Origin of the sequence: Prosthecobacter sp., assembly GCF_034366625.1 — a bacterium.
GTDB lineage: Bacteria > Verrucomicrobiota > Verrucomicrobiia > Verrucomicrobiales > Verrucomicrobiaceae > Prosthecobacter.
The window spans coordinates 809,366-831,537 of sequence record NZ_JAXMIH010000008.1 but is presented as its reverse complement, the minus strand read 5'-3'; the positions used below and the strand labels follow the sequence as shown (position 1 = coordinate 831,537).

Genomic DNA, 22,172 nt, shown 5'->3' with positions numbered 1-22,172 from the left:
TCCAGGATCCAGCATCTAGCACCCACCACTCCCCCATGAAAAACAGCATCCACATCCTCACGGGCCTCGCGCTCGTCATCACCCTTGCCTCCTGCGGCAAGACCGAAGACAAAAAGGCCGAAGGCGCCGCCGCTGCTCCTGCAGCCGCCGCCGTTCCAGCCGGTGACCTCGAAGAAATCAAACTCGAGTTCCCCAAGCCCATGTTCATCGGCACCCCGGTGCCTGCTGAGCTGCCAAACCTCGAAAAAGCCGACCCAAGCAAGGTGGTGAAGTCCTTCCAGGCTCCCAAGGGCACTGTGAACCTCGCCAAAGGCAAGAAAGTCAGCAGCTCCGACTCTGCTCCGATCATCGGCGATCTCACCCTCGTCACCGACGGCGATGCCGATGGCGCTGACGGTTCCTTCGTCGAGCTCATGCCCGGCAAACAGTGGGTGCAGATCGACCTCGGCGCTCCGGCCAACATTTACAAGATCGCCATGTGGCACTACCACAAGCAGGCCCAGGCCTACATCGACGTGCTCGTGCAGGTTTCTGACGACGCTGAGTTCAAGACCGGTGTCACCACCCTGTTCAACTCCGACCACGACGACACCTCCGCCCTCGGCAAAGGTGGCGATCCTGCTTACGTCGAAACCAACCACGGCCGCGTCATCGACGCCAAAGGCACCAAGGCCCGCTACGTGCGCCTCTGGAGCAACGGCAACACCAGCAACGACATGAACCACTACTGTGAAGTTCAGGTCTATGGCACCCCTGCCAAGTAAGCCGAATCAACATCCCGTTTGATCCACCGCCGTGCAGCGCCCCTGCACGGCGGTTTTTTGTTCGTAGTTCCGGCTTCAGCCGGTTCTGGCGTGAAACACGTGATACTCGTCTCCAGACCGGCTAAAGCCGGGACTACAATACTGGGAGCCAAGCCTCAAACATCCACCACCTTGCCGCCTCCACCCTTCGTCTTCGCCGCCACCCACTCCTGATAACGCTCAATCTCCCGCTGCACCAGTTTCAGGCAGAACGCCACCACCGTCGCATCATCCAGATACCCCACGCCCAGCAGCACATCCGGCAGCACATCCGCTGGATTGAGCACATAGAGCAGCGCCAGTGACACCGCGCTGATCGCCCAGTAGGGAACCTCGCGGTAGGAGCCGTTCCAGTAATCCTTCACCATGCCCAGCATGATCTTCCCCTGCTCAAACAGCGTCTTGAGCTTCGGCAGCTTGCCCTCGATGTCTTGTGCGCGCTGGCTGACTTTCTCGATGCTCAGATCGTGCTCGCCTTTGGTGGTGCTCATGCGGGAAAAATAAGCGGATGCGCTGATGAAGTCCAGTTGGCAGTGGAAACTGCCATTGTGCCGGTCAATAGCTCTGGTGTTCATTGACCTTGCCGCCGGCCTCCTGAATCATCCGCCATGCACATCCACGGCCAGCCGCACCGTTCCATCGAAGCCGATCACGCCACGCGCGCGGCCCGCATTCTCGATCAGACCTTCCTGCCGCATCACGTCGAGTGGCGTGATCTCCAGACGATGGAGAACGCCGCCGAGGCCATCCAAGTCATGCGCGTGCGTGGCGCGCCACTCATCGGTGCCACTGCCAGCTTCGGCATGTTCTTCGCGCTGCGCGATGATGCCTCCGACGCTGCTTTGCAGCGTGCTTATGACGTTTTACACGCCACACGCCCCACCGCGGTGAATCTGCGCTGGGCACTGGATCGCGTGAAGCGCGTCGTCTCGCCGCTTCCAGTCGAAAAACGTGCCGACGCGGCCTGGAGCGAGGCTTTGGCCATCTGCGATGAAGACGTGCGGACCAATCACGCCATCGGCAGACACGCTCTGGAGCTGTTCCGCGCCATCCAGTCGAAGAAAGCCGACCCCACCACGCCGTTGAACGTCATGACACACTGCAATGCCGGCTGGCTGGCCGCCGTGGACTGGGGCATGGCGTTGGCACCCGTTTATCAAGCACACGACGCAGGCATGAACATCCATGTTTGGGTCAGTGAGACGCGACCGCGCGGCCAGGGAGCCTCGCTCACCGCCTGGGAGCTGCGCGAGCACGGCGTGCCGCACACCTTGATCGTCGATAACAACGCCGGACACCTCCTCCAGCGCGGTCTCGTCGATCTTGTCATCGTCGGGGCCGACCGCGTCACCGCGCAGGGCGATGTGGCGAACAAGATCGGCACCTATCTCAAAGCGCTGGCCGCCAAAGCCCACAACGTGCCGTTTTACGTCGCCCTGCCCGCCAGTACCATCGACTGGACCATCATCGACGGCATCCGCGACATCCCCATCGAGCAGCGCAGCGCCCACGAAGTCACCCACATGTCCGGTTTGAACGCCGAAGGCATGCGCCAGGAAATTCTGATCACTCCCGCAGGCACCCAGGCCCGCAATGATGGCTTCGATGTCACGCCTGCCAGCCTCGTCACGGCGCTCGTCACCGAGCATGGTGTGTTCGGGGCAAATGTGGAATCCCTGAGGCGATTGCAGAGCAAGCTTTGAAAAGAGCAGCGCAATCGGAAGCCACTTTTTGTCATCTCCGGGCTTGTTTCGGTTCGGAAGTCGTGGAGGCTCGCTTTGCTATGAAACTCACACACATTCTTCTGATCGGGCTGCTCGCGGGCGGCCTCACCTCATGCAACAAAAAAACACCGGAAGCCGCCAAGGCTGCCGAAGACACCAAAAAGGCGACGGAAGCTCTCAAAGAAGCCGTCAAGTCCAGCACTGACGCCGCCGCCAAGGAATTGGAGATCGCCAAAGCTGATGCTGCGAAGAAGGCTGCGGAATTGAAAGCTGCGGCTGAAAAAGAAGCCGCCGCGCTCAAGGAAGCTGCCGCTAAAAAGGCCGCTGAAGCCGCCAAGGCCGTCGAAGACGCCGCCAAGAAGGCTCAGGAAGCCCTCACGCCTCCTGCTCCTGCCACACCGCCAGCGGCTCCCGCTGCGCCTCCGGCAGCTCCAGCGCCTCCAAAATGATTGCCGTTCATCTCTGAACCACGCGAGAGCGTCAGGATCACTCCTGACGCTCTTTTTTGTCGTCGTGCGGCGAGATCAAACCGCCTGCGGCACCTCATAGCCCGCGCGATACTCACGCGTGAGCAACGCCAGGGCCTCAGGAGTCGCCGTTTCGCCGATGAAGGTTTCCTTTGCGGCATCCAGCTCCAGCAGCGGCCCCATTTTAATGTCGAGCTTCGCGGCGTCGAGCTCGTTGCGGCCCAGATGCTCGTGGAAATCGGCGATCACGTCGTTCCAAGGCTGGAAATCCTTCACGACGGCCTCGGCCTGCTCGCGATTGTATTGCTGACCGAGACGATAGGACAGATTGCCCAGATGACACCACGCGCTGGAGTAATGAATGGCTTCGATCTCGGCCTTCAGCTCCGCCTGTTTGCGGCTGCGGATGGCGGCGATGAAATTGGCCGCGTGCGTTTTGCCGCCGTCGCCTTTGAAGGTGTGGAGCTTATTTCCTTCGGCGTCATAAGCCGTGCCACCGCCACGACTGCCGGTGTAGTAGCCGCCCTCGCACTCAATGATGAGGAAGGCTCCGGTGCGACGACGCAGATACACATCTGGAGCCTTGATGTCTTTCTGCCGTGGCAGGTTGTGGAAATCAACGATCACCGGAATGTCGCCCGTGTCCATGTAGGCGAAGTGCGTGTTCGGCGTCTCGCCCGCGTCGTCCCAGGCAAAACGTCCGCCACCGGCGATCACACGCTTCGGCAGCGTGACCTTGTCGCGGAAGACGACGTTGCGCAGGTCGTCGAGAATGTGCGGTCCCCAGTTGCCCATCTCGCCGTTGCCGGTGTTCCAGTCCCAGTGCCAGTCGTAGTGGAACTTTTTGCGGAAGATCGGTTCATCCTTCGCCGGGCCGAGCCACAGGTCGTAGTTCAACGTGGACGGCGGTGCCAGTGGTTCGGCCTGCTTGCCGATGGTGGAACGCATGCTGTAATGGTTGCAGCGCACATACTTGATCTTGCCGATCGTGCCCGCGTCCAGGAAGCCCTTGATCTCGTCCTGCAGCGGATCACTGCGCTGCTGCGTGCCGCCTTGCACGATGCGGTTGTACTTCCGCGCCGCTTCCACCAGCTTGCGGCCTTCCCAGATGTTGTGGGAGATTGGCTTCTCCACATACACATCCTTGCCCGCTTGCAGCGCCCAAATGGATGCCAGCACATGCCAGTGGTTGCCGGTGGAGACGACCACGGCGTCGATGTCCTTGTCCTCCATCACCTTGCGCAAGTCCTGCGTCGTCTTCGCCTGCGGATACACCTTCTTCGCCCGATCCAAAGCCGCCGTGTCAGGATCGCACAGGTAAGCAATCTCCACGCCCGGCACCTTCGCCATGCGGCTCGCATTCCCCATCCCCTGACCACCCAGACCGATGGAAGCGATGCGAATCTTGTCATTCGCCCCCAGCACGCGGGTGGCGGACAAAGCAGTAAAAGCGAGAGCGGATTGCGTGATGAAGGAGCGACGTGAGGTCATGGCGGTGAGTGGTTGGTGCGTATGGTTTTTGCCAGAACGCCGTCTTGGGCGCAACTCATTCCTCAATCCATCGCGAACACAAAAAAGGGGCCGCAGTTACGCGGCCCCTTCGTGGTTTGGATTATGTGGCAGGTGAGGCTTAGCCGAGGTCTTCGGCAGGAGCGGCTTCGCCAGCGGCGGCAGCGGCGTCTTTTTCCTTCATCGCGGCCTTGCGGCTCATTTTCACGCGGCCCTTGTCGTCAATGCCGAGGCACTTGGCGGTGACGATGTCGCCGACCTTGACGACGTCTTCGGTGCGGTTGACGCGGAAGTCGGCGAGTTCGCTGATGTGGATCAGCCCGTCCTTCTTGCCGCCGAGGTTCATGAAGGCGCCGAAGTTCGTCGTGCTGACGATCTTGCCGGTGTAGATCTTGCCGACTTCGATTTCCTGGGAGGTGCCGCTGATCATTTCGATCGCGCGTTCGATGCCTTCCTTGCGGTTGGAATAAACGTACACCGTGCCGTCGTCCTCGATGCTGATTTCAGCGCCGGACTCGGCCTGGATGGCCTTGATGTTCTTGCCGCCAGGACCGATGAGCTCACCGATCTTGTCAGGGTTGATTTTGATGATCTCGATGCGCGGGGCATACTTGCTCAGCGGCTTGATTTCGCCGATGGCGGCGTGCATGGCCGAGAGGATGGTGGTGCGGGCGCTCTTGGCCTTCACGATGGCTTCCTCGAGAATGCTCAAAGGGATGCCGGGGAGCTTGAGGTCGAGCTGGTAGCCTGTGACGCCTTCGCTGGTGCCGCAGAGCTTGAAGTCCATGTCGCCGAAGTGGTCTTCGCTGCCCAGGATGTCGATCATCGTGAGGTAGCGGGACATCTTGTCGCTGGAGTCGAACTCGGAGACGAGGCCGACACTGATGCCAGCCACAGGGCGGATCAGAGGCACGCCTGCATCCATGAGCGCCATGACGCCGGAGCACACGGAGGCCATCGAAGTGGAGCCGTTGGACTCCATGACCTCGCTGCTCACGCGCATGGCGTAAGGGAAGACTTCCTTCGCAGGAATGACGGGAGCGATGGAACGCTCGGCGAGAGCGCCGTGGCCGATTTCACGACGATTCTGACCGCCGAAGCGGCCGGTTTCACCGACGGAGAACGGAGGGAAGTTGTAATGCAGGATGAAGCGCTTCGATTCTGGGCCACCGGCGTAGGTGTCCATTTCCTGGGCTTCATCAGCGGGAGCGAGCGTCGCGATGGCGAGCGCCTGCGTTTCGCCACGCGAGAAGATGGCGGAACCATGCGTGCGGGGAAGCACGGAGGCTTCGCCGTAGAGCGTGCGCAGATCGTCGAGACCACGGCCGTCGCAGCGGTTCTTCTTGTCGAGGATGCTGATGCGGAAGGCTTTCTTCTGGAGGTAGTCGAATGCCTGGCTGATTTCGAAGCCGGTGGCTTCGGGGAACTTGGCCTTGATGGCTGCTTCCGCTTCGTCCTTCAACGCGCCGACGGCTTTGCCGCGGGCAACTTTGGAAGGCGTGTAAAGCGCGCCTTCGATGCGGTCACCCGCGATCTGGTAGGCGATTTCGAGCAGCTCATCTTTGACGAGCATGAGAGGGACTTCGCGCTTGGCTTTGCCAGCCAGTCTGGCCAGTTCAACCTGGGCGGCCACGATCGGCTGCACCTGAGCTTGCGCAAAGTGGAGGGCTTTCACGAACTCGGCTTCAGGCAGCTCATTGGCCGCGCCTTCGATCATGATCACGTCCGTGGCATTGCCGACATAGACGAGGTCGAGATCGCTGTCGAGACGCTGCGTCTGTGTCGGATTGGCAACGAACTCGCCATTGATGCGGCCGACGCGCACCGCGCCCACCGGGCCGGCGAACGGGATGTCGGAAACGCAAAGGGCGGCGGAAGCGCCGTTCATCGCGAGGATGTCGGGATCATTTTCGCCATCAGCGCTGAGGAGCAGGGCGACGATCTGGGTGTCGTAGAGGTAGCCTTTCGGGAACAACGGGCGCAATGGGCGGTCCGTCATGCGGCAGGTGAGGATTTCCTTTTCGGTGGGGCGGCCTTCGCGTTTGAAGTAGCCACCAGGGAAGCGGCCTGCGGCGGATGCCTTTTCTTTGTATTCCACGCTGAGCGGGAACCAGTCCTGGCCTTCTTTCAGCTTGGTGGCGGAGACGGCGGTGACGATGACGATGGTGTCGCCGAGACGAACGGTGACGGCTCCATCAGCGAGCTTTGCGAGCTTGCCGGTTTCGATTTCAATGGTGCCCTGTCCGAGGGCGGCGGTTACTTTGTGTATGGCCATAGGTTGGCGTGTGTGTGTTGGTTTGTGTTTGGGTGAAAATAATCCCGGGCTTCAGCCCGTCGGGGATGCGCGATGGCGCATCATGCAGCGTGAGCATCGGCTATCGCCGACATGCTGGTGGAAGCCTGAAACAGAAAAGGGGCGATGCTTGTGGCATCACCCCTCGTAAAATTCTGTTAGCGGCGCAGATTCAGGCTCTTGAGCAGCTTCTGGTAACGTTCTACAGCGGTCAGCTTCAGGTAGTCCAGCAGCTTGCGACGACGTGCGACCATCTGAAGGAGGCCGCGACGTGTGGAATGATCTTTCTGATGCGCGGCGAGGTGCTGCGTCAGATCGTTGATTCGCTTCGTCAAGAGGGCCACCTGGACGTCGGCGCTGCCGGTGTCCTTGTCGTGGATCTTGAAGGAGGTGGAATCGGGGAGGGTTGCTTCGCTCATGGTTTGGTTGAATGGCCGGACAACTTGTCAGGCGGTGTGTGTTCTAGGATGTGGGGCCGCGAAGGAACCATAGAAGCCTTTTTTGGCAAGGGGAAGTTTACGGCTTTGTGAACAAGATTTCCTCCTGTTCGGCCCCATCCCGGCGCTTGCCTACGGCCTCATCCTCATCCATAAACCGGCCCCCTTTCAATATATGTCACGCACGTTCAAACTCGCAGTCCTCCCCGGAGACGGCATCGGCCCTGAAGTCATGGCCGAGGCGCTCAAAGTCCTCGACGCCGTCGCCGCCCGTTCCAGTCTCACCTTCGAATACAACCACCAGCTCGTCGGCGGCGCTGCGATCGACGCCGTGGGCAAGGCCCTCCCCGCTGAAACCGTCGCCGCCTGTGAAGCCAGCGATGCCATCCTGTTCGGCTCCGTCGGTGGCCCGAAATGGGAAAAGCTGCCCCCGAACGAGCAGCCCGAGCGCGGTGCCCTGCTCCCGTTGAGAAAACATTTCGGCCTCTTTGCCAACCTGCGCCCCGGCATCTGCCACCCTGCCCTGACTTCCTCCTCCCCCATCCGCCCCGACCTCGTCCAAGGCGGCTTCGACGTGCTCTGTGTGCGTGAACTCACCGGCGGCATGTACTTCGGCCAGCCGAAAAGCCGCACCGTGCTCCCCGATGGCGACATCGAGGTCATCGACACGATGGTGTATAAAAAGAGCGAGATCGTCCGCATCGCGCACGTCGCCTTCAAAGCCGCGCAACTCCGCCGCAAACACGTCACCAGCGTCGATAAAGCCAACGTCCTCACCAATTCCGTCCTCTGGCGCGAAACGATGGTCGAAGTCGCCAAGGAATACCCCGACGTCACCCTCGCGCATCTCTATGTCGATAACGCCGCCATGCAGCTCATCAAAGCGCCGCGCAGCTTCGACGTGCTCGTCACCGAAAACCTCTTTGGCGACATTCTCAGCGACGAAATGGCCATGATCTGCGGCTCCCTCGGCATGCTCGCCAGCGCCAGCCTCGGCAAACCGAAAGGCGACGGCCTCTACTTCGGCCTCTTCGAGCCTTCCGGCGGCACCGCCCCCGACATCGCCGGCATGGGCATCGCCAATCCCATCGCCCAGATCCTCTCCGTCGCCCTCCTCCTGCGTTTCTCCCTCGGCCTCGAAAAAGAAGCCCTTCAGATCGAAACCGCCGTCAAAAAAGTCATCGACGCCGGCCTCCGCACCGGAGACATCTTCAGCGGCGCTCCTGGCACCAAGAAGGTCAACACCAAGGAGATTGGCGAAGCGATCATCGCGGCGCTGTGAGCTTCAAACTCGTCAGTCTAGCAGTTGAATCGACCCCCAGCATGGATAATTCTAAGTGAATGGAATCGCCTCAACTCAATTTCACATCGACTTCCGCACCGGTCGCGAAACCGCCCTCACCGGCGCGGCCTTCGGGGCAGGAGAACGCGCAGCTTGCTCTGCCCTTAACCGACAGCGAGCGCAAGGCATCCAGGAGGCAGCTCGATCAGCTCCATCCCGGGAATCGCTTTCGGCTGATGTTTGGGCAGCCCTTGTTGCCTCAAGGGCACGCGACTGGGCCGTCCCGCTCGTCAGTTTGAGCGGCCTCGGGCTTGGCCTGGACCGCGATGGCATGCTGACTTCACGCTTCCTGATTCCTCTCAAAACCGGAGCCGAGGCATCCCCCTTCGCCGATCTGGAGTGGGGAGTCGTTTACAAGCTCTTTCCTCTGCACAGCAACGGCGGCTTGGGAAAGACCTTCGAGATTGAACGTGATGCCGAGCGCACTGGATTCTCGATGAGCGTCCGCGATGCCGTCCTCGCCGAGACTATCGAGAAACTCATGGTTTTGCACGATGCTGGCGCACACCCCACCGAACTCGTCGGCTTGGACGAGCATGGAGATTACCTGATCGCCAAACAGCCCCTGGCCCAATCCTTCGGTGACATCGAAAGCGAACGCGATGCGACGATTGCCAAAATTGACACCGCACGACCACAAGCGATCGAAGCAATGCGCGCCGTGCCTTGCAAGGCCAGCTTTAAGCGCCCGGTCTGGATCATCTGGTGCGATGAACGCGCCTGGGTGCTCAGTGACCTTCACCCCGGCAACGTCATGCAAAATGCCAACAGGCAGTCATGCATCATCGACGCCCTGCTGGCACCAGTCCCGCCAGGCTTGATTTCGACCGACCGCTTGCTCGCCGAGGCAGTCGCCGATGCTCGCTTATGGCGTGAAACCGGCGTTCTCCCAAAACGCAAAGCATTCGAAGACGTGAACGATGATGATCTGTGAGCAGTCCGCTCTCAAGGATTCACCACATTCACCGGCTTCCCCGCCAGGTACGCCCTCAAGTTCGCGGCGGTGATGTCGATGAGGCGGGCGCGTGATTCGCGGCTGGCCCAGGCGACGTGCGGGGTAATGAGGCAGTTTTTCGTGCTGAGCAGCGGATTGTCCGCTTTCGCAGGCTCCACCGACAGCACGTCGAGTCCGGCACCGGCGATGCGGCCTTCGTTCAATGCCTGGGCCAAAGCGGCTTCATCCACGAGCGGACCACGGCCGGTGTTGATCACGAATGTCTCGCGCTTCATCAATCCGAGCGTGCGCTCGCCGACGAGATGCTTCGTGGCATCGGTCAGCGGGCAGTGCAGGCTGATCACGTCTGACTGGCGGAAAATATCGTCGATCTCAGCGGCTTCGACGCCTGCGGGCGGTGCTTCTTTCCAGGTGCGCTTGGAAGCGAGCACCTTCATGCCAAAAGCCACGCCGATCCTCGCCACCGCACCGCCAATTTCGCCATAACCGATGATTCCCAGCGTGCGTCCGGCTAGTTCGATGATCGGATGGTCCCAGTAGCAAAAATCCGGGCATTTCACCCAGCCACCCTGCTCCACACTCTTCGCCGCATGGCCGACATGATTCGTCAGTTCCAGCATCAAAGCGATCACATGCTGCGCGACCGCCGGTGTGCTGTAGCCCGGCACATTCGTCACCACGATGCCGCGTTCCTTCGCGGCCACGACATCGACCACATTAAAGCCCGTGGCCGTGACACCGATGTATTTCAATTCTGGCAGCGCTGCGATGATTTCACGCGTCAGAGGGGCCTTGTTCGTGATCACAATTTCCGCCCCGGCACAGCGGGCCACGGTTTCATCCAGAGGCGTGCGCGGATAGACGTCGCAGAGAGCGATGGCTTCGAGCGGTTGCCAGGAAAGGTCACCTGGATTCGCGGTGTGGGCGTCGAGAAGAACGATTTTCATGAGAAGGGCGGCATGCTTAGCCGAAAAAATAGAATTTTGGGAGAAAAAGTCATCACCTGACGATAATGCTGCCGCCATGCGCCCAACTCTGCTCTTCCTTCTCTCCCTCACCTGCCTGCTTGCCTCCAGCATCCGGGCCGAAGATGTGAAACCACTCAAAGTCCTCATGGTCTGCGGCGGCTGCTGTCATGATTACGAAAACCAGAAGCTGATCCTCAGCGAGGGCATCAGCGCGCGGGCGAATGTCGAGTTCACCATCGTGCATGAGGAGGCGCGGGTGAAGGATGACCGCACGCATCAGATCAGCATCTACAAGGAAGCAGGCTGGGCGAAAAAATATGACGTGGTCGTTCACAACGAATGCTTCGGAGCGGTGACGGACGTGGCGTTTGTCGATGGCATCGCCAAAGCGCATTTCGAAGGCGTGCCCGCCGTGATGCTGCACTGCTCCACGCACAGTTACCGTGCCGCGAAGACCGACGAGTGGCGCAAATGCCTGGGCCAGACCTCGATGAGCCACGAAAAGAACCGCGATCTCAAAGTGCGGAACGTGGCCGAGGAGCACCCGATCATGAAGGCTTTTCCCAAAGAGTGGCTCGACCCCAAGGACGAGCTCTACAAGAACGAGAAGCTGTGGGAGAACTTCAAGCCGCTGGCCACCGCCTTCGGCGAGGACACGCAAAAGGACCATCACTGCATCTGGACGAACCAATACGGTGCAGGCCGCGTGTTCGGCACCACGCTCGGTCACAACAACAGCACGATGCAGGATCCGGTTTACCTCGATCTCGTCGCACGCGGCCTGCTTTGGGCCTGCGACAAGCTCGACGAAAACGGCAAGCCGCTGCCGGGCTACGAGTCGAAGCAGAAGTAAGCCGCGACAGCCTCAAGCCTGCGCGGTGAGCACTTCCTTCACCGCACGCAACGCGGACTCCAACGCGCCCTGCATCCAAGTGTGCGCGAGCGACGCGTGCTCACCAGCGAAGTGGATGCGGCCTTCGGGTTCGAGCAGATGCCGATGCAGCGCGCCGTGCTGGCCGGGATTGAACCACGCGAAGGCTCCGCCGCTCCACGGATGGCGATCCCAGCTCCAACCGATGGTGCGCGTGACCATGCCGGGCACGGAGAGCTGCGGATGCACCTTGCTCAAATGCGCGAGCACCACGTCACGCTGTGCAGTGGGTTCGAGCGCACCGAGGCGTCTTGCCTGCTGTCCCCATGAGTAGGAAGCGAGAAAAACGGATGGTTTCGCAGAAACAGCAGGGTCTTTGGCCTGCGCGTTGTCCGCCGGGTAGTAAGTCGTCGCGGTTGGCATATCGGTGAAGGTGCCGCCGCCGTAAATACCGTCGTCTGTTTCCCAGAAGCGGCGTTTCGTCACCGCGAGCACCTTGGTGGAGGAGTCGTAGATGAGCTGGCGGATGCTGCGCAGCTTCGCGCCGGAAAAGCCGGGTGTCTCGATACGACCGAGCACAGGACATGGCAGCGTACAGATGAGGAAATCACCCTCCTCACGTTCCTCCGCGCCGTTGTTCGCGCGATTGCGAAAAACAGCGGCGGCGCGTTTTCCGTCCGCGCTTTGCTCGAGTCGAATGATCTCGCAGCCCGTACGCAGTTTGGATTTTAGCTGCGACACGAAGGCGGTAGCGAAGCGATCTGTGCCGCCGACTATCTCGTCGAACGTGAGGTTCCACACATTCTCCATCTCCTCACGCATGTGCTCGGTGGCGGCGCTGTCGAGCAGGGCTTCCTGGCCCCAGATCACCGCCGCCAGTTCAATGGCTTCATCGGAAAATCCATCCGCCTCCAGCAACTGCCGCAGCGACAGCCTGTCGAGCGCCTGGCACGCGGAAGTGGTCGGGTGGGGAGCGAGCATGTCAGCCTTCTCGGCGGCGGAGAGTTTTTCCAAACGGCTCACTACCGATACCTTCCACATGTCCGCCGGTGACATCTTCCGCTCACGCTCACTGAGTGCGAAGTGCGGTTTGAGCGTGTCCAGATCCTTGAGCCGTGCGCGGTGGCCACGCAGATAACACCAGGCGTTGTCGTTGGTGTAAACGAAGGGCCTCAGCGCCACGCCCAGCTCTTTGAGATAATGCCGCGTGATCTGATGCGACTCTGGCACACGCATGGCCCCGGCTTCGCCGTAAAGTCCATCTTGCAGACGCAATGTCCGCACGCGGCCACCGACGTGACTTCCATCTGCTTCCAGGATCACGCACTGGTGGCCGCGTTTCTCCAATTCGTAGGCGGCACACAAACCGGCGAGACCAGCTCCAGCGATGATGATCTTGAGCGGCTTTCCGGTCTTTGTCGCCGCATTCACGTCGGCGAAAAGCGGTGCGACGCTCAGTGGTGCCGCCGACGCCAAGGTGAGCAGACGCAAAAATTCACGACGCGAAGCGGCAGGCGGAAACGCCGCAGGCACAGCGTCACCGGTTGGAGCGTGTGAGGCGTTTGGCATGCGCGGATTCTCTCACACGCGTCCGGCGTCTCAACGGACTTTTCGTGTCAATTCCCCTTTTTGTTCCTACCGAAGGTTTTCCATCTCCAGTTCCATGTCCTCGGTTTCACGTTCAGGCGCGCGTTTGTACTTCTTGGGATTGAAGACCTCGCTGTGCGTGTGCTTGTAGCCGGCGGGGTCGAGTGTGCGCCAGATTTCATGACGCTTCTCAGTTGTACAAGCTGCGAATACCGGCAGGATCAGCAGTGCGGGAACGCTCAAGCGGCGGGAATTTGAGAATGAATGACTGTGTTTCACAAGGCGGCGATGTTTGGCTGCTTTTTGACTATTTCTGTCCGTAATACGCCCCCGGCCCGTGTTTGCGCAGATGATGTTTTTCCAAAATGTGCGCCGGGAGTGATTCCATCGCCGAATTGAGTGAAAACGAGCCGAGGGCCATGTGGGCGCACATTTCGAGGGCGATGCTGTTGTTGAGCGAGTCCATGGCGTTTCTGCCGAAGGTGAAGGGCGCGTGGTGCAGTTGCAGCACGGCGGGCATTTCGAGCGGATTCAATTTCAGCTCACGCAGACGCTCAACGATGGCGACGCCAGTGAAGTGCTCGTAGTCCCCGGCCACTTCCTCCGGCGTGAGCGCACGCACGATGGGCACGGTGCCGTGGAAATGATCGGCATGCGTGGTGCCGAAGCACGGCAGCTCGCGTCCGGCCTGCGCGAACATCGTGGCATGCAGGCTGTGCGTGTGCGTGATGCCGCCGATGTCGGGAAATTCACGGTAAAGCACCAGATGCGTCTTCGTATCGGAGGAGGGCCGCAGTTTGCCCTCCACGACTTTCCCCGCGAGATCGAGCACGACGATGTCGGCAGGCTTGAGCGCGGAATAATCAACGCCGCTCGGTTTGATCGCCCACAGACCAGATGCACGGTCGATGCCGCTGACGTTGCCCCAGGTCAGACGCACAAGGCCGCTGGGCTCAAGGGCACGGTTGGCGTCACAGACTTGTTCGCGAAGGTCGTTGAGGGTCATTCACGGCATCAAAGCCGGAACCTCCCGCAATTCCAGCAACATAAACAGGCATGAGCGGCGTTAATACGCTGATCCTTGAAGGTTGACGGGTGATGCCGCCCCGTTGACCAGTACTCACCTTCACATGCCTGCCCCTGCCGCCCCCCCTGCCGTTCCTGATCAGGAAGCCATCATCCAAGCCTCCTCCTGGGTGGCTCCTCTCCGAACCGAAATCGCCCGCGTGCTGATAGGTCAGACGGCGCTGGTGGACCGCCTGCTGGTGGCGCTGCTGACCAACGGCCACGTCCTGCTTGAAGGCGTTCCCGGCATCGCCAAAACGCTCGCCGTGCGCACACTCGCGGGCACTTTGCGTGCGAAGTTCCAGCGCATCCAGTTCACGCCTGACCTGCTGCCAGCGGATGTCATCGGCACGATGGTGTATCATCCGAAGGACGGCACGTTCACGCCACGTCTCGGCCCCATTTTTGCCAATCTGGTGCTGGCGGACGAAATCAACCGTGCTCCGGCGAAGGTGCAGAGCGCCCTGCTCGAATCCATGCAGGAACGCCAGGTCACCATCGGCGAGCACACCCACAAGCTGCCTGATCCCTTCATGGTGCTGGCCACGCAGAACCCCATCGACCAGGAGGGCACCTACACGCTGCCTGAGGCTCAGCTCGACCGCTTCCTGCTCAAAGTACGCGTCACTTATCCGACGCCGGTCGAAGAACGCCAGGTGCTTGATGCGATGGCCACTTCCGCGCCGAAGCTGGATGTGAGCCAAGTGACGGACGTCGCCACCATCAGCGCCAGCCGCATGGTGGTGAACGACCTTTTCATGGATGAAAAGATCCGCGATTACATCGTCGCCCTCATCCATTCCACGCGTCATCCCGAGACGCTGGCACCGCATTTGAAGCTGCTCATCCGCTGCGGTGCCTCGCCACGCGGCACGATCAATCTCGCCCTGGCCGCCAAAGCGCTGGCCTTCCTCAACGGCCGCAATTACGTCATTCCGCAGGACATCAAAGACCTCGCCCCCGACATCTTGCGCCACCGCATTCTGCTTTCGTATGAAGCCGAGGCCGAGGGTGTGACTGCGGAAGACGTGGTCAAGACGCTGCTCGACAAGCTGCCGGTTCCTTAAACCGCCCACACCGTGAACCGGGAAATTGCGCAGAACGACAACGACGCCAGGCTCACGCGCATTCTCAAGCGCGTGCGGCGCATCGAACTGCTCACACGTGGCATGGTGAAGGAAATGCTCGGCGGGCAGTACCACTCGCGTTTCAAGGGCCAGGGCATCGAGTTTGACGATTTTCGCGAGTACCAGCCCGGCGATGATGTGCGCTTCATCGACTGGAACGTCACCGCGCGCATGAACGACCCCTTTGTGCGCAAGTACGTCGAGGAACGTGAGCTGACGGTGATGCTCTGCGTCGATGTCAGTGGTTCCGCCGACTACGGCAGCCAAGAGGACTCCAAACGCGAGCGCGCGGCGGAGATCGCGGCGGTGTTTGCCTTCAGCGCCGTGCAAAATCAGGACAAGGTCGGCCTCACGCTGTTTTCCAACGGCATTGAGCAGTACCTGCCCGCACGCAAAGGCGCGCCGCATGCGCTGCGCATCCTGCGCGATATTTTGAACAACGAACCGAAGCAGCAGGGCACGGACATCAAGCCCGCGCTCGACCTCGCCCTCGAACGCATCGCGCATCGGGCGCTGGTGATCGTGATTTCGGATTTCATCACCCCGGATCACGCCTGGGAGAAGAGCCTGCGTGCCGTGGCGGCCAAACACGACGTGGTGGCGGCGCAGATCATGGACCCGCGCGAGATCACCCTGCCGGACGCGGGCCGCGTCTGCCTCGAAGACCCGGAAACCGGGGAACAAATCCTCGTCAACACCTCCCATCCGGCCGTGCGCGCGCGTTATGAGCAACGCGTGACCGAACGACAGAACGCCCTGGTGCATCTGCTGCGCCGCAGCGGAGTGGAACGCATCACCGTGCGCACCGATGAGGATTACGTGCCGGCCTTGAAGGCGTATTTCCGCTCACGCAAAAGGAGGAGGCGCCGATGAAAACCACGCTGCTTCTCGTGAACACACTGCTGGCACAGTTTCCGGGCCCGGCACCGCTGCCGCATCCGCAGCTTCCGCCGCCTGAGAGCGTGGACCTGCCGCCGCCGTGGTGGATTCCGTGGGCCGCCGCCCTCCTGCTGGTGCTATTGATCGCGATCATCGTGTGGCTGCTGGTCCGGCCGAAGCATCTGCCGCCGGCACCGCTGCGCCAGCCGTGGAGCGCGGCCTTTCGCGCGCTGAATGATCTGCGCACCCGCGCCCAAGCCATTCCGCCCCAGGACATGGGCCACCGCGTTTCGCAAGTTCTGCGGCGCTATCTGCAGGAGCGCTACGCCGTGCCCGCGCCCTCCCGCACGACCCACGAAATTTTCGACGGCAGACCAGAACGGCTGCCAGGGGTGCCGATCCCTCGCACCCAGGGATTGTGGCGTGAGCGTTTTGAGCCCGTCGCGCACCTGTGTGATGACATCTCGTTCATGCCTGCTCCACGCACCCAGGAGGAATCAACCGTGCTCATCGATCAAGCGCTTGCACGCATGCAGGAGGAGAAACCATGACCATCCCCGGCATCCCCAATTTTCAGATTCTGCATCCGCTGTGGCTGCTGCTGCTGCTGTTCGTGCCATTGCTGGCCATGCTGCGCGGTGCGCGCGGCAGACGCGCGGCGATCAAGTTTCCCACCACCTCGCTGCTGCGTGATCTCGGCCGGCCAGCACGCAACGGTCTCGGCGGCTTCATCTTTGGCCTGGTCCTGATCAGCCTCACCTTTGGCATCGGGGCGCTGTCACGTCCGCAGAAGGTGCTGTCGTTTGATGAGGAAAAGGCCGAGGGCATCGCGATCATGCTGACCGTGGATGTCTCACTTTCGATGCTGATCGAAGACTTCTACATCGGCGGACAGCCCGTGAATCGTCTCACCGCCGCCAAGCGCGTGATGGCGGACTTCATCAAGGGCCGCAAAAGCGATCGCATCGGCATCGTGGCCTTTGCAGGCGAGACCTACCTCCCCTGCCCGCTCACGCTCGATCGCGACTGGCTGATCAACAATCTCGACCGTGTGCAAACCCAGCGCGTGGGGGATGGTACCGCCATTGGTTCTGGCATTGCCTCCGCCGCCAACCGCATGCGTCGTGAAAAATCACCCAGCAAGGTCATCGTGCTGCTGACCGATGGGGCGAACAATTCCGGCCGTCTGAGCCCGCAGGATGCCGCGAAACTGGCCGCCACGCTCGGCATCAAGATCTACACCATCGCCATCGGCACGCCGGGCATTCACAGCATTCCCGATCCAAAACGCGGCACCTTCACGCCGGTGGGCCAGCAGTTGTTTGATGAAGGCACGCTCAAAGAAGTAGCCGCCATCGGCAGCGGCCAGTTCTACATGGCGCAGAACCTCAGTTCCCTCGGCGATGTGTTCGCCACCATCGACAAGCTCGAAAAAACCAAGATTGAGCGGCGCAAAATCACCGAGACCGATGAATTGTTCCCGTGGCCGCTCGCGGTTTCCGCCATCGCGCTGTTTCTGGCCCTGCTGCTGTCGCTGACGGTCCTGCATTCGGCCCCTGAACCGGTCGCCACCTGATTTTCATGACCTTTGCCCACGAACATCTGCTCTGGTTCCTGCTGATCATTCCCGCGCTCATGGGATTGAAGCTGTGGGTGGATGCGCACGGCTCGCAGGCAGAGCGCCTGTTCACCGCGGCACGGCTGCGGCCCGCGCTTGTCATCGGCAGGTCGCTCTGGCGCTCATGGTTCATTTACGCGCTCTATGCGTTTGCCATGGCCTGCATCATCGTGGCCGTCGCCCAGCCGCGCTGGGGCGAGGAACGGCTCGAAGTGCCTGACAAAGGCCGCAACGTCTTCATCGCCATCGACACCTCGCGCTCCATGCTCGCGCGTGACGTGCCGCCGGACCGCCTTACCCGTGCGCGGCTGGCCGCGCACGACTTGGTGATCGAACTCGCCGGTGAGCGCGTCGGCCTGCTGGCCTTCGCCGGGCGCGCCTATCTCCAGGCACCGTTGACGACCGATCACGACGCCATCATCGAATCGCTGCTGGCCTTCGACCATACCATCATCGAGTGGGGTGGCAGCAACATCGGCGATCTGCTGGATGTGACGCTACGCGCGATCAAAAACCTGCCGAAGAGCAATTACGCACTGGTCATTTTCAGCGATGGCGGTGATGCGGATGCCAACCTCGTCCCCTACATCCAGCGCCTCACCACTGCGGGCGTCATCGTCGTCACCGTCGGCGTTGGCACGGAAGGCGGCACGCTCATCCCCAATCCCGAGATCGACGGTGACTACATTCGCGATGAGGCCGGCAATGTGGTGCGTTCGCGCCTTGAAAGCGGCGTGCTGCAGCAGCTTGCCTCCGCCACCGGCGGGCGTTTCCTCAAACTCGGCGCCCAGCCGCTCAATCGCAATTCCATCCTGCCCGTGCTCAACCGCCTGACCGAGCAGCAGTCCGCCAACCGCCAGACTTCGCGACCGATTGAGCGCTTTGCCTGGCCGCTCGGTCTGGGTATAATCCTCCTCATGCTCGCCTGGATCATCAGCTCCCTGCCCCGCCCCTCCGCACGCCCGGTCATGCTGGCGCTGGCCGTCGCCGCCTTCGCCCCTTCACCGTCCGCGCATGCGTTCAATATCCGCGAGACGCTCGCCTCCATTTTCAAGCCGGGCGGTCCGACGCCCGCGGATGCCAGTGAAGCCCTCCAGAGCCGTGATTTCGCCCGCGCCCGCAATCTTTACGAAAAGCTGCTGAAGCAGAAGGGCTACGGCGAAGCCGCGCGCCAGGAACTGCTGTACGGCCTAGCCGCCACCGAGCATGAGCTCACCAACTACGATGGCAGCGTGAAGAACTTCAGCGAGGTGCTGCACACGCAGGACCAATCCCTGCGCGCACGCGCCCACCGCGGCATCGGCCACACGCTTTACGATCAAGGCGCCCGCGGCCTGCAGCAGCAGCCGAAGATCACCATCCAGCGCTGGACGGATGCCCTGCGCCACCTCGATGCCGCGCTCGAACTCGACCCTGACAACAAAGAACTGCGCGAGAACCGCGATCACGTGGCCAAAATGCTCGACGAGCTTCGCAAGATCATGAAGCAGATGGAGGAGCAGCAGGGCAACAAAGGCCAGAAGGGTCAAAAAGGACAAAAGGGCCAGCAAGGTCAGAAAGGCGAAGGCCAGGAAGGTGAAGAAGGCGACGAGGAAGGCGCTGGCAAGCAAGGCAGCGACCCCAACGGCGAAGGCGAGAAAAAAGAACAGGAAGGCAAAGGCGAAAAGAAGGAGGCTGACGACGGCATCGGCGGCAAAGACGCCAAAGAACTCCCCGAAGGCCGCCTGCAAGCCGCCGGTGGTGACAAAGAGGGTGAAAAAGACGGCCAGCAGGGCAAGCAAGGCCAGAAACCCGGCGACGGCGGCGATGAAAAGAAACAGACGGCCAAAGGCACTCTTCCCACCGACCAGCGCAATCCGCGCACCGGTTACACCCCCGGCGAGGCCGAGGGCATCATCCGCCAGTACATGGACGAGATCACAGCGCCGCCGACCAATCGCTACCACACCCCGCCCGTGAACAAAAAAGACTGGTGAACCGCATGCCCGCCCTCCCGACACTCTTGATCAGAACAGGCGCGCTGGCCTTGGCGCTGCTGACCGGCGGCAGCGCCACTGCGGCGACGGTGCGCGCGTACTTGCAGCCCGACCGCGCGCACACCGGCCAGGTGGTCACTTACGTCATCACGGTGCAGAACGGCACCGTGCAAAGCGTGCCGCAGTTGCGGCTGCCGGTGCAGGTCGGCATGAACTCCGGCCTCTCCTCCGCGCAGAACATCGAGATCCGCGGCAATCAGCGGATTTTCTCCACCCAGCTCTCCTGGGGCGTCGCCGGCACGGAACCGGGTGAATTTGTCATTCCGCCGCAGGAAGTGCAGGTGAACGGGGAAATTCTCAAGACCAACGAGGTCCGCCTCATCGTTTCCGAGTCTCCCACTCCCGCCACGCCGCCGAATTCAGCCGATGACGCCAACGTGCCGCTGTTCCAGATCGAAGTCGGCAAAACGGAGGTCTATCAGGGCGAGGTCGTGCCCATCAGCGCCAGTCTGTTCGTGCCACGCAGCGTGATGCTGCGCCGCGTCGGCCTCATCGAGGTGACCAAGAACGACTTCGCCATCGCCCGCTTCCCGCAGCAGGCCGACCAGGCGGAGACCGTCATCAACGGCGTCGGCTACATCGTCATCACCTACCGCAGCACGCTGTCCGCCCTGCACGCGGGCGAGTTGAAAGTAGGCCCCGCCAACTGCGAGCTGTTGTACGAAGTGTATGACCAGGATGACCCGCGTCAGATGCGCCGCAGCCTGCCCTTTGGCATGATCATGGGCAACGCCGAGACGCGCAAACAGGTGGTCAAAAGCCAGGAGGTGAAGGTCAAGGTGCTGCCACTGCCTGCCGAGGGCAAACCCGCGAACTTCAGCGGTGCCGTCGGTGATTTCAGCATCAGCGCCACCGCCACGCCGAACGAACTCGCCGTGGGCGATCCGCTGGCCGTGGACATCACGATTGATGGCAGCGGCAATTTCGATGCACTCAATCCGCCCAGCCTCATGCCGCCCGACGGCTGGAAGGCCTATCCGCCGCGCCGCTACAACGTCGATGGGCCGGTCGATCCGAACATCACGCCCACCGCGCAGCGCCGCATCGGCTATTCGATGGTGTTTGTGCCGGAAAAGGTGCATGCCGAGCTGCCGCCGTTTGAACTGAGCTTCTTCAGCCCCACGGAAAAAAAATACGTCGCCGCCCGCACCGCTCCCATTCCGCTGCGCGTCACGCCCGGCGCGGCGATCGCCGCTGCCACTGGCACGACGGGCAGCAGTGGCACCGAGGCGCCCAAGCCGCCGCCTGTGCAGCAGCCGAAGCCCAACATCAGCGACATCCTCATGACCGTCCCCGCGAAGGCGAACTGGCTGAACACCGCCACCGTCAGCGCACCGCTCACCACCAGCGCGCGCTTTTGGGCGATTCAGTCCATTCCGGCGGCACTCGTGATCTTTGCCACACTCTTCGCATGGTTCCGACGCCATCGAGAGGAAGTCACCCACGGCCTGCGTGGCGAGTTGCAGCAACTATGGCGCGGACTCGAGCAGCAAAATCTGGATGATCGTGAATTCCTCCAGCGTGCCGCCCATTTCATCCATCGCAGCCAGCCCGGTGAGGTTCAGGACGCGGAGTTGAAGCAGATCCTCCACCGCTATGAAACGCAGAGCTTCACCGCCGTGCCGGTGGCAGCAGAAGCGCTCGGCACGGGCGAACGCAGCCGCATTTTGACCATGCTGGCACCGCTGCTGAGACGCGCGGCCCTGTTCATCGCCGCTTTGGCCACGCTCACGGTTCATGCCGCCGCCGCGGACGAATCTCCCGACGAGCTTTACCGGCAAGCGCGTGAGGCTTTGGAAAAAGGCAAGTTCACCCAGGCGCAGTACCTCGGTGAATCGCTCACCCGGCAGAATCCGCCCGCTTTGAGCGCCGCCGTCTTCTCACTCATCGCCCATGCACGCTACCGGCAGGAAGATCTGGGCCGCGCGGCCATGTGGTATCAGCGCGCGCACTTGCTGGAACCGGCGAATCCCGAGGTGCGGCAGAACCTGCGGCATCTCGATGAGAAGCTGCGCTTTTTCCGCTTCCAGGAAGAATCCCCGCTGGCCGAATGGAGCCTGCTGCTGGGCAAAAACACCTGGATCATCGCCGCCTCGGCCGGTGTGTGGCTCATCCTGCTGGCCATCATGCGCTGCATCCTCGCCTCCTCTCGCAAGTCCTCCGGCGGCACCTGCGCCCTCGTCTTCAGCGTCGTGGGCATCCTGCTCTTCATTCCCTCCGCCACCTTCGCCGCCATCCGCCCCGAACCAGGCCAGCGCGTGAAGGATGTCATGGTCGTCACCGCCAAGGAAGTCAGCGCCTACACCGCCGCCACGCTCACCTCCGGCAGTGTCATCGACATTCCCCCCGGCAGCCAGGTGCGCCTGCTGGAAAAACGCGGCGCCTGGAGCTACGTCGAAATCCCCAGCGGCACCGACCCCGTCCGTGGCTGGGTCGAATCCGCCACCTGCACGCCACTCTGGCCGTGGGAGGTGACGCTGTTGCCGTGAGC

Annotated in this window: 20 protein-coding genes; 12 read left to right on the top strand and 8 right to left on the bottom strand. The window is 61.6% G+C overall.

Annotation, left to right across the window (positions count from 1 at the left end; all coding sequences use genetic code 11):
• Window positions 1-35 precede the first annotated feature (35 nt).
• Entirely contained in the window at window positions 36-764 is a 729-nt protein-coding gene (locus U1A53_RS11780) for a discoidin domain-containing protein (RefSeq protein ID WP_322281095.1), read from the top strand.
• 155 nt (window positions 765-919) lie between these two features.
• On the opposite strand, the gene U1A53_RS11775 is transcribed toward U1A53_RS11780, so the two are convergent.
• Entirely contained in the window at window positions 920-1,294 is a 375-nt protein-coding gene (locus U1A53_RS11775; RefSeq protein WP_322281093.1) for a YkvA family protein, read from the bottom strand.
• Window positions 1,295-1,411: 117 nt separating this feature from the next.
• On the opposite strand from U1A53_RS11775, the gene mtnA reads away from it, so the two are divergent.
• Both mtnA and U1A53_RS11765 read left to right on the top strand, forming a co-directional pair.
• Window positions 1,412-2,506 (top strand): S-methyl-5-thioribose-1-phosphate isomerase, encoded by a 1,095-nt coding sequence (gene mtnA / locus U1A53_RS11770; protein ID WP_322281090.1) that lies wholly within the window; start codon window positions 1,412-1,414, stop codon window positions 2,504-2,506.
• 80 nt (window positions 2,507-2,586) lie between these two features.
• Window positions 2,587-2,976 carry a hypothetical protein gene (locus U1A53_RS11765; RefSeq protein ID WP_322281088.1) on the top strand — a complete coding sequence of 130 codons (390 nt, stop codon included), beginning with the start codon at window positions 2,587-2,589 and terminating at the stop codon, window positions 2,974-2,976.
• Between the two features lie 75 nt (window positions 2,977-3,051).
• On the opposite strand, the gene U1A53_RS11760 is transcribed toward U1A53_RS11765, so the two are convergent.
• From U1A53_RS11760 to rpsO, 3 genes are all read right to left on the bottom strand, one after another.
• Window positions 3,052-4,485 carry a Gfo/Idh/MocA family oxidoreductase gene (locus tag U1A53_RS11760; protein WP_322281086.1) on the bottom strand — a complete coding sequence of 478 codons (1,434 nt, stop codon included), beginning with the start codon at window positions 4,483-4,485 and terminating at the stop codon, window positions 3,052-3,054.
• A gap of 139 nt (window positions 4,486-4,624) precedes the next feature.
• Entirely contained in the window at window positions 4,625-6,778 is a 2,154-nt protein-coding gene (locus tag U1A53_RS11755) for a polyribonucleotide nucleotidyltransferase (RefSeq protein WP_322281085.1), read from the bottom strand.
• A gap of 176 nt (window positions 6,779-6,954) precedes the next feature.
• Window positions 6,955-7,215, bottom strand: coding sequence for a 30S ribosomal protein S15 (gene rpsO / locus U1A53_RS11750; RefSeq protein WP_322281083.1), 261 nt, complete (start codon window positions 7,213-7,215; stop codon window positions 6,955-6,957).
• 193 nt (window positions 7,216-7,408) lie between these two features.
• On the opposite strand from rpsO, the gene leuB reads away from it, so the two are divergent.
• Both leuB and U1A53_RS11740 read left to right on the top strand, forming a co-directional pair.
• Entirely contained in the window at window positions 7,409-8,515 is a 1,107-nt protein-coding gene (gene leuB / locus U1A53_RS11745) for a 3-isopropylmalate dehydrogenase (protein ID WP_322281081.1), read from the top strand.
• A 445-nt stretch (window positions 8,516-8,960) separates the two neighbouring features.
• Window positions 8,961-9,509 carry a hypothetical protein gene (locus U1A53_RS11740; protein WP_322281079.1) on the top strand — a complete coding sequence of 183 codons (549 nt, stop codon included), beginning with the start codon at window positions 8,961-8,963 and terminating at the stop codon, window positions 9,507-9,509.
• A gap of 11 nt (window positions 9,510-9,520) precedes the next feature.
• Here U1A53_RS11740 and U1A53_RS11735 read toward each other — a convergent pair whose 3' ends face one another.
• Window positions 9,521-10,477, bottom strand: a complete 957-nt coding sequence (locus U1A53_RS11735) for a D-2-hydroxyacid dehydrogenase (RefSeq protein ID WP_322281078.1) — start codon at window positions 10,475-10,477, stop codon at window positions 9,521-9,523.
• 76 nt (window positions 10,478-10,553) lie between these two features.
• Between U1A53_RS11735 and U1A53_RS11730 the strand changes: the two genes are divergently transcribed.
• Complete coding sequence (locus U1A53_RS11730) at window positions 10,554-11,351, top strand: ThuA domain-containing protein (RefSeq protein ID WP_322281077.1); 798 nt, start codon at window positions 10,554-10,556, stop codon at window positions 11,349-11,351.
• Between the two features lie 12 nt (window positions 11,352-11,363).
• Here U1A53_RS11730 and U1A53_RS11725 read toward each other — a convergent pair whose 3' ends face one another.
• The 3 genes from U1A53_RS11725 to araD all read right to left on the bottom strand — a co-directional run bounded on the left by U1A53_RS11725 (window position 11,364) and on the right by araD (window position 13,962).
• Window positions 11,364-12,938 carry an FAD-dependent oxidoreductase gene (locus tag U1A53_RS11725; RefSeq protein ID WP_322281075.1) on the bottom strand — a complete coding sequence of 525 codons (1,575 nt, stop codon included), beginning with the start codon at window positions 12,936-12,938 and terminating at the stop codon, window positions 11,364-11,366.
• A gap of 66 nt (window positions 12,939-13,004) precedes the next feature.
• Window positions 13,005-13,199 (bottom strand): hypothetical protein, encoded by a 195-nt coding sequence (locus U1A53_RS11720; protein ID WP_322281074.1) that lies wholly within the window; start codon window positions 13,197-13,199, stop codon window positions 13,005-13,007.
• 64 nt (window positions 13,200-13,263) lie between these two features.
• Window positions 13,264-13,962, bottom strand: a complete 699-nt coding sequence (gene araD / locus U1A53_RS11715) for an L-ribulose-5-phosphate 4-epimerase AraD (RefSeq protein WP_322281073.1) — start codon at window positions 13,960-13,962, stop codon at window positions 13,264-13,266.
• A gap of 124 nt (window positions 13,963-14,086) precedes the next feature.
• On the opposite strand from araD, the gene U1A53_RS11710 reads away from it, so the two are divergent.
• The 6 genes from U1A53_RS11710 to U1A53_RS11685 are packed head-to-tail and all read left to right on the top strand — an operon-like array spanning window position 14,087 to window position 22,170.
• Window positions 14,087-15,088 carry a MoxR family ATPase gene (locus U1A53_RS11710; RefSeq protein WP_322281071.1) on the top strand — a complete coding sequence of 334 codons (1,002 nt, stop codon included), beginning with the start codon at window positions 14,087-14,089 and terminating at the stop codon, window positions 15,086-15,088.
• Window positions 15,089-15,100: 12 nt separating this feature from the next.
• A complete protein-coding gene (locus tag U1A53_RS11705) occupies window positions 15,101-16,021 on the top strand; it encodes a DUF58 domain-containing protein (protein WP_322281070.1) in 921 nt (306 codons plus the stop codon).
• On the top strand, window positions 16,018-16,578 hold the full coding sequence (locus U1A53_RS11700) for a DUF4381 family protein (protein WP_322281069.1): 561 nt from the start codon (window positions 16,018-16,020) through the stop codon (window positions 16,576-16,578). The genes U1A53_RS11705 and U1A53_RS11700 overlap by 4 nt, the downstream gene beginning before the upstream one ends.
• The gene (locus U1A53_RS11695; protein ID WP_322281068.1) at window positions 16,575-17,603 is read left to right on the top strand and encodes a VWA domain-containing protein; all 1,029 of its coding nucleotides are present in this window, start codon (window positions 16,575-16,577) and stop codon (window positions 17,601-17,603) included. The genes U1A53_RS11700 and U1A53_RS11695 overlap by 4 nt, the downstream gene beginning before the upstream one ends.
• Window positions 17,604-17,608: 5 nt before the next feature.
• Entirely contained in the window at window positions 17,609-19,621 is a 2,013-nt protein-coding gene (locus U1A53_RS11690; RefSeq protein ID WP_322281066.1) for a VWA domain-containing protein, read from the top strand.
• Window positions 19,622-19,626: 5 nt separating this feature from the next.
• Complete coding sequence (locus U1A53_RS11685; protein WP_322281065.1) at window positions 19,627-22,170, top strand: BatD family protein; 2,544 nt, start codon at window positions 19,627-19,629, stop codon at window positions 22,168-22,170.
• Window positions 22,171-22,172: the final 2 nt, after the last annotated feature.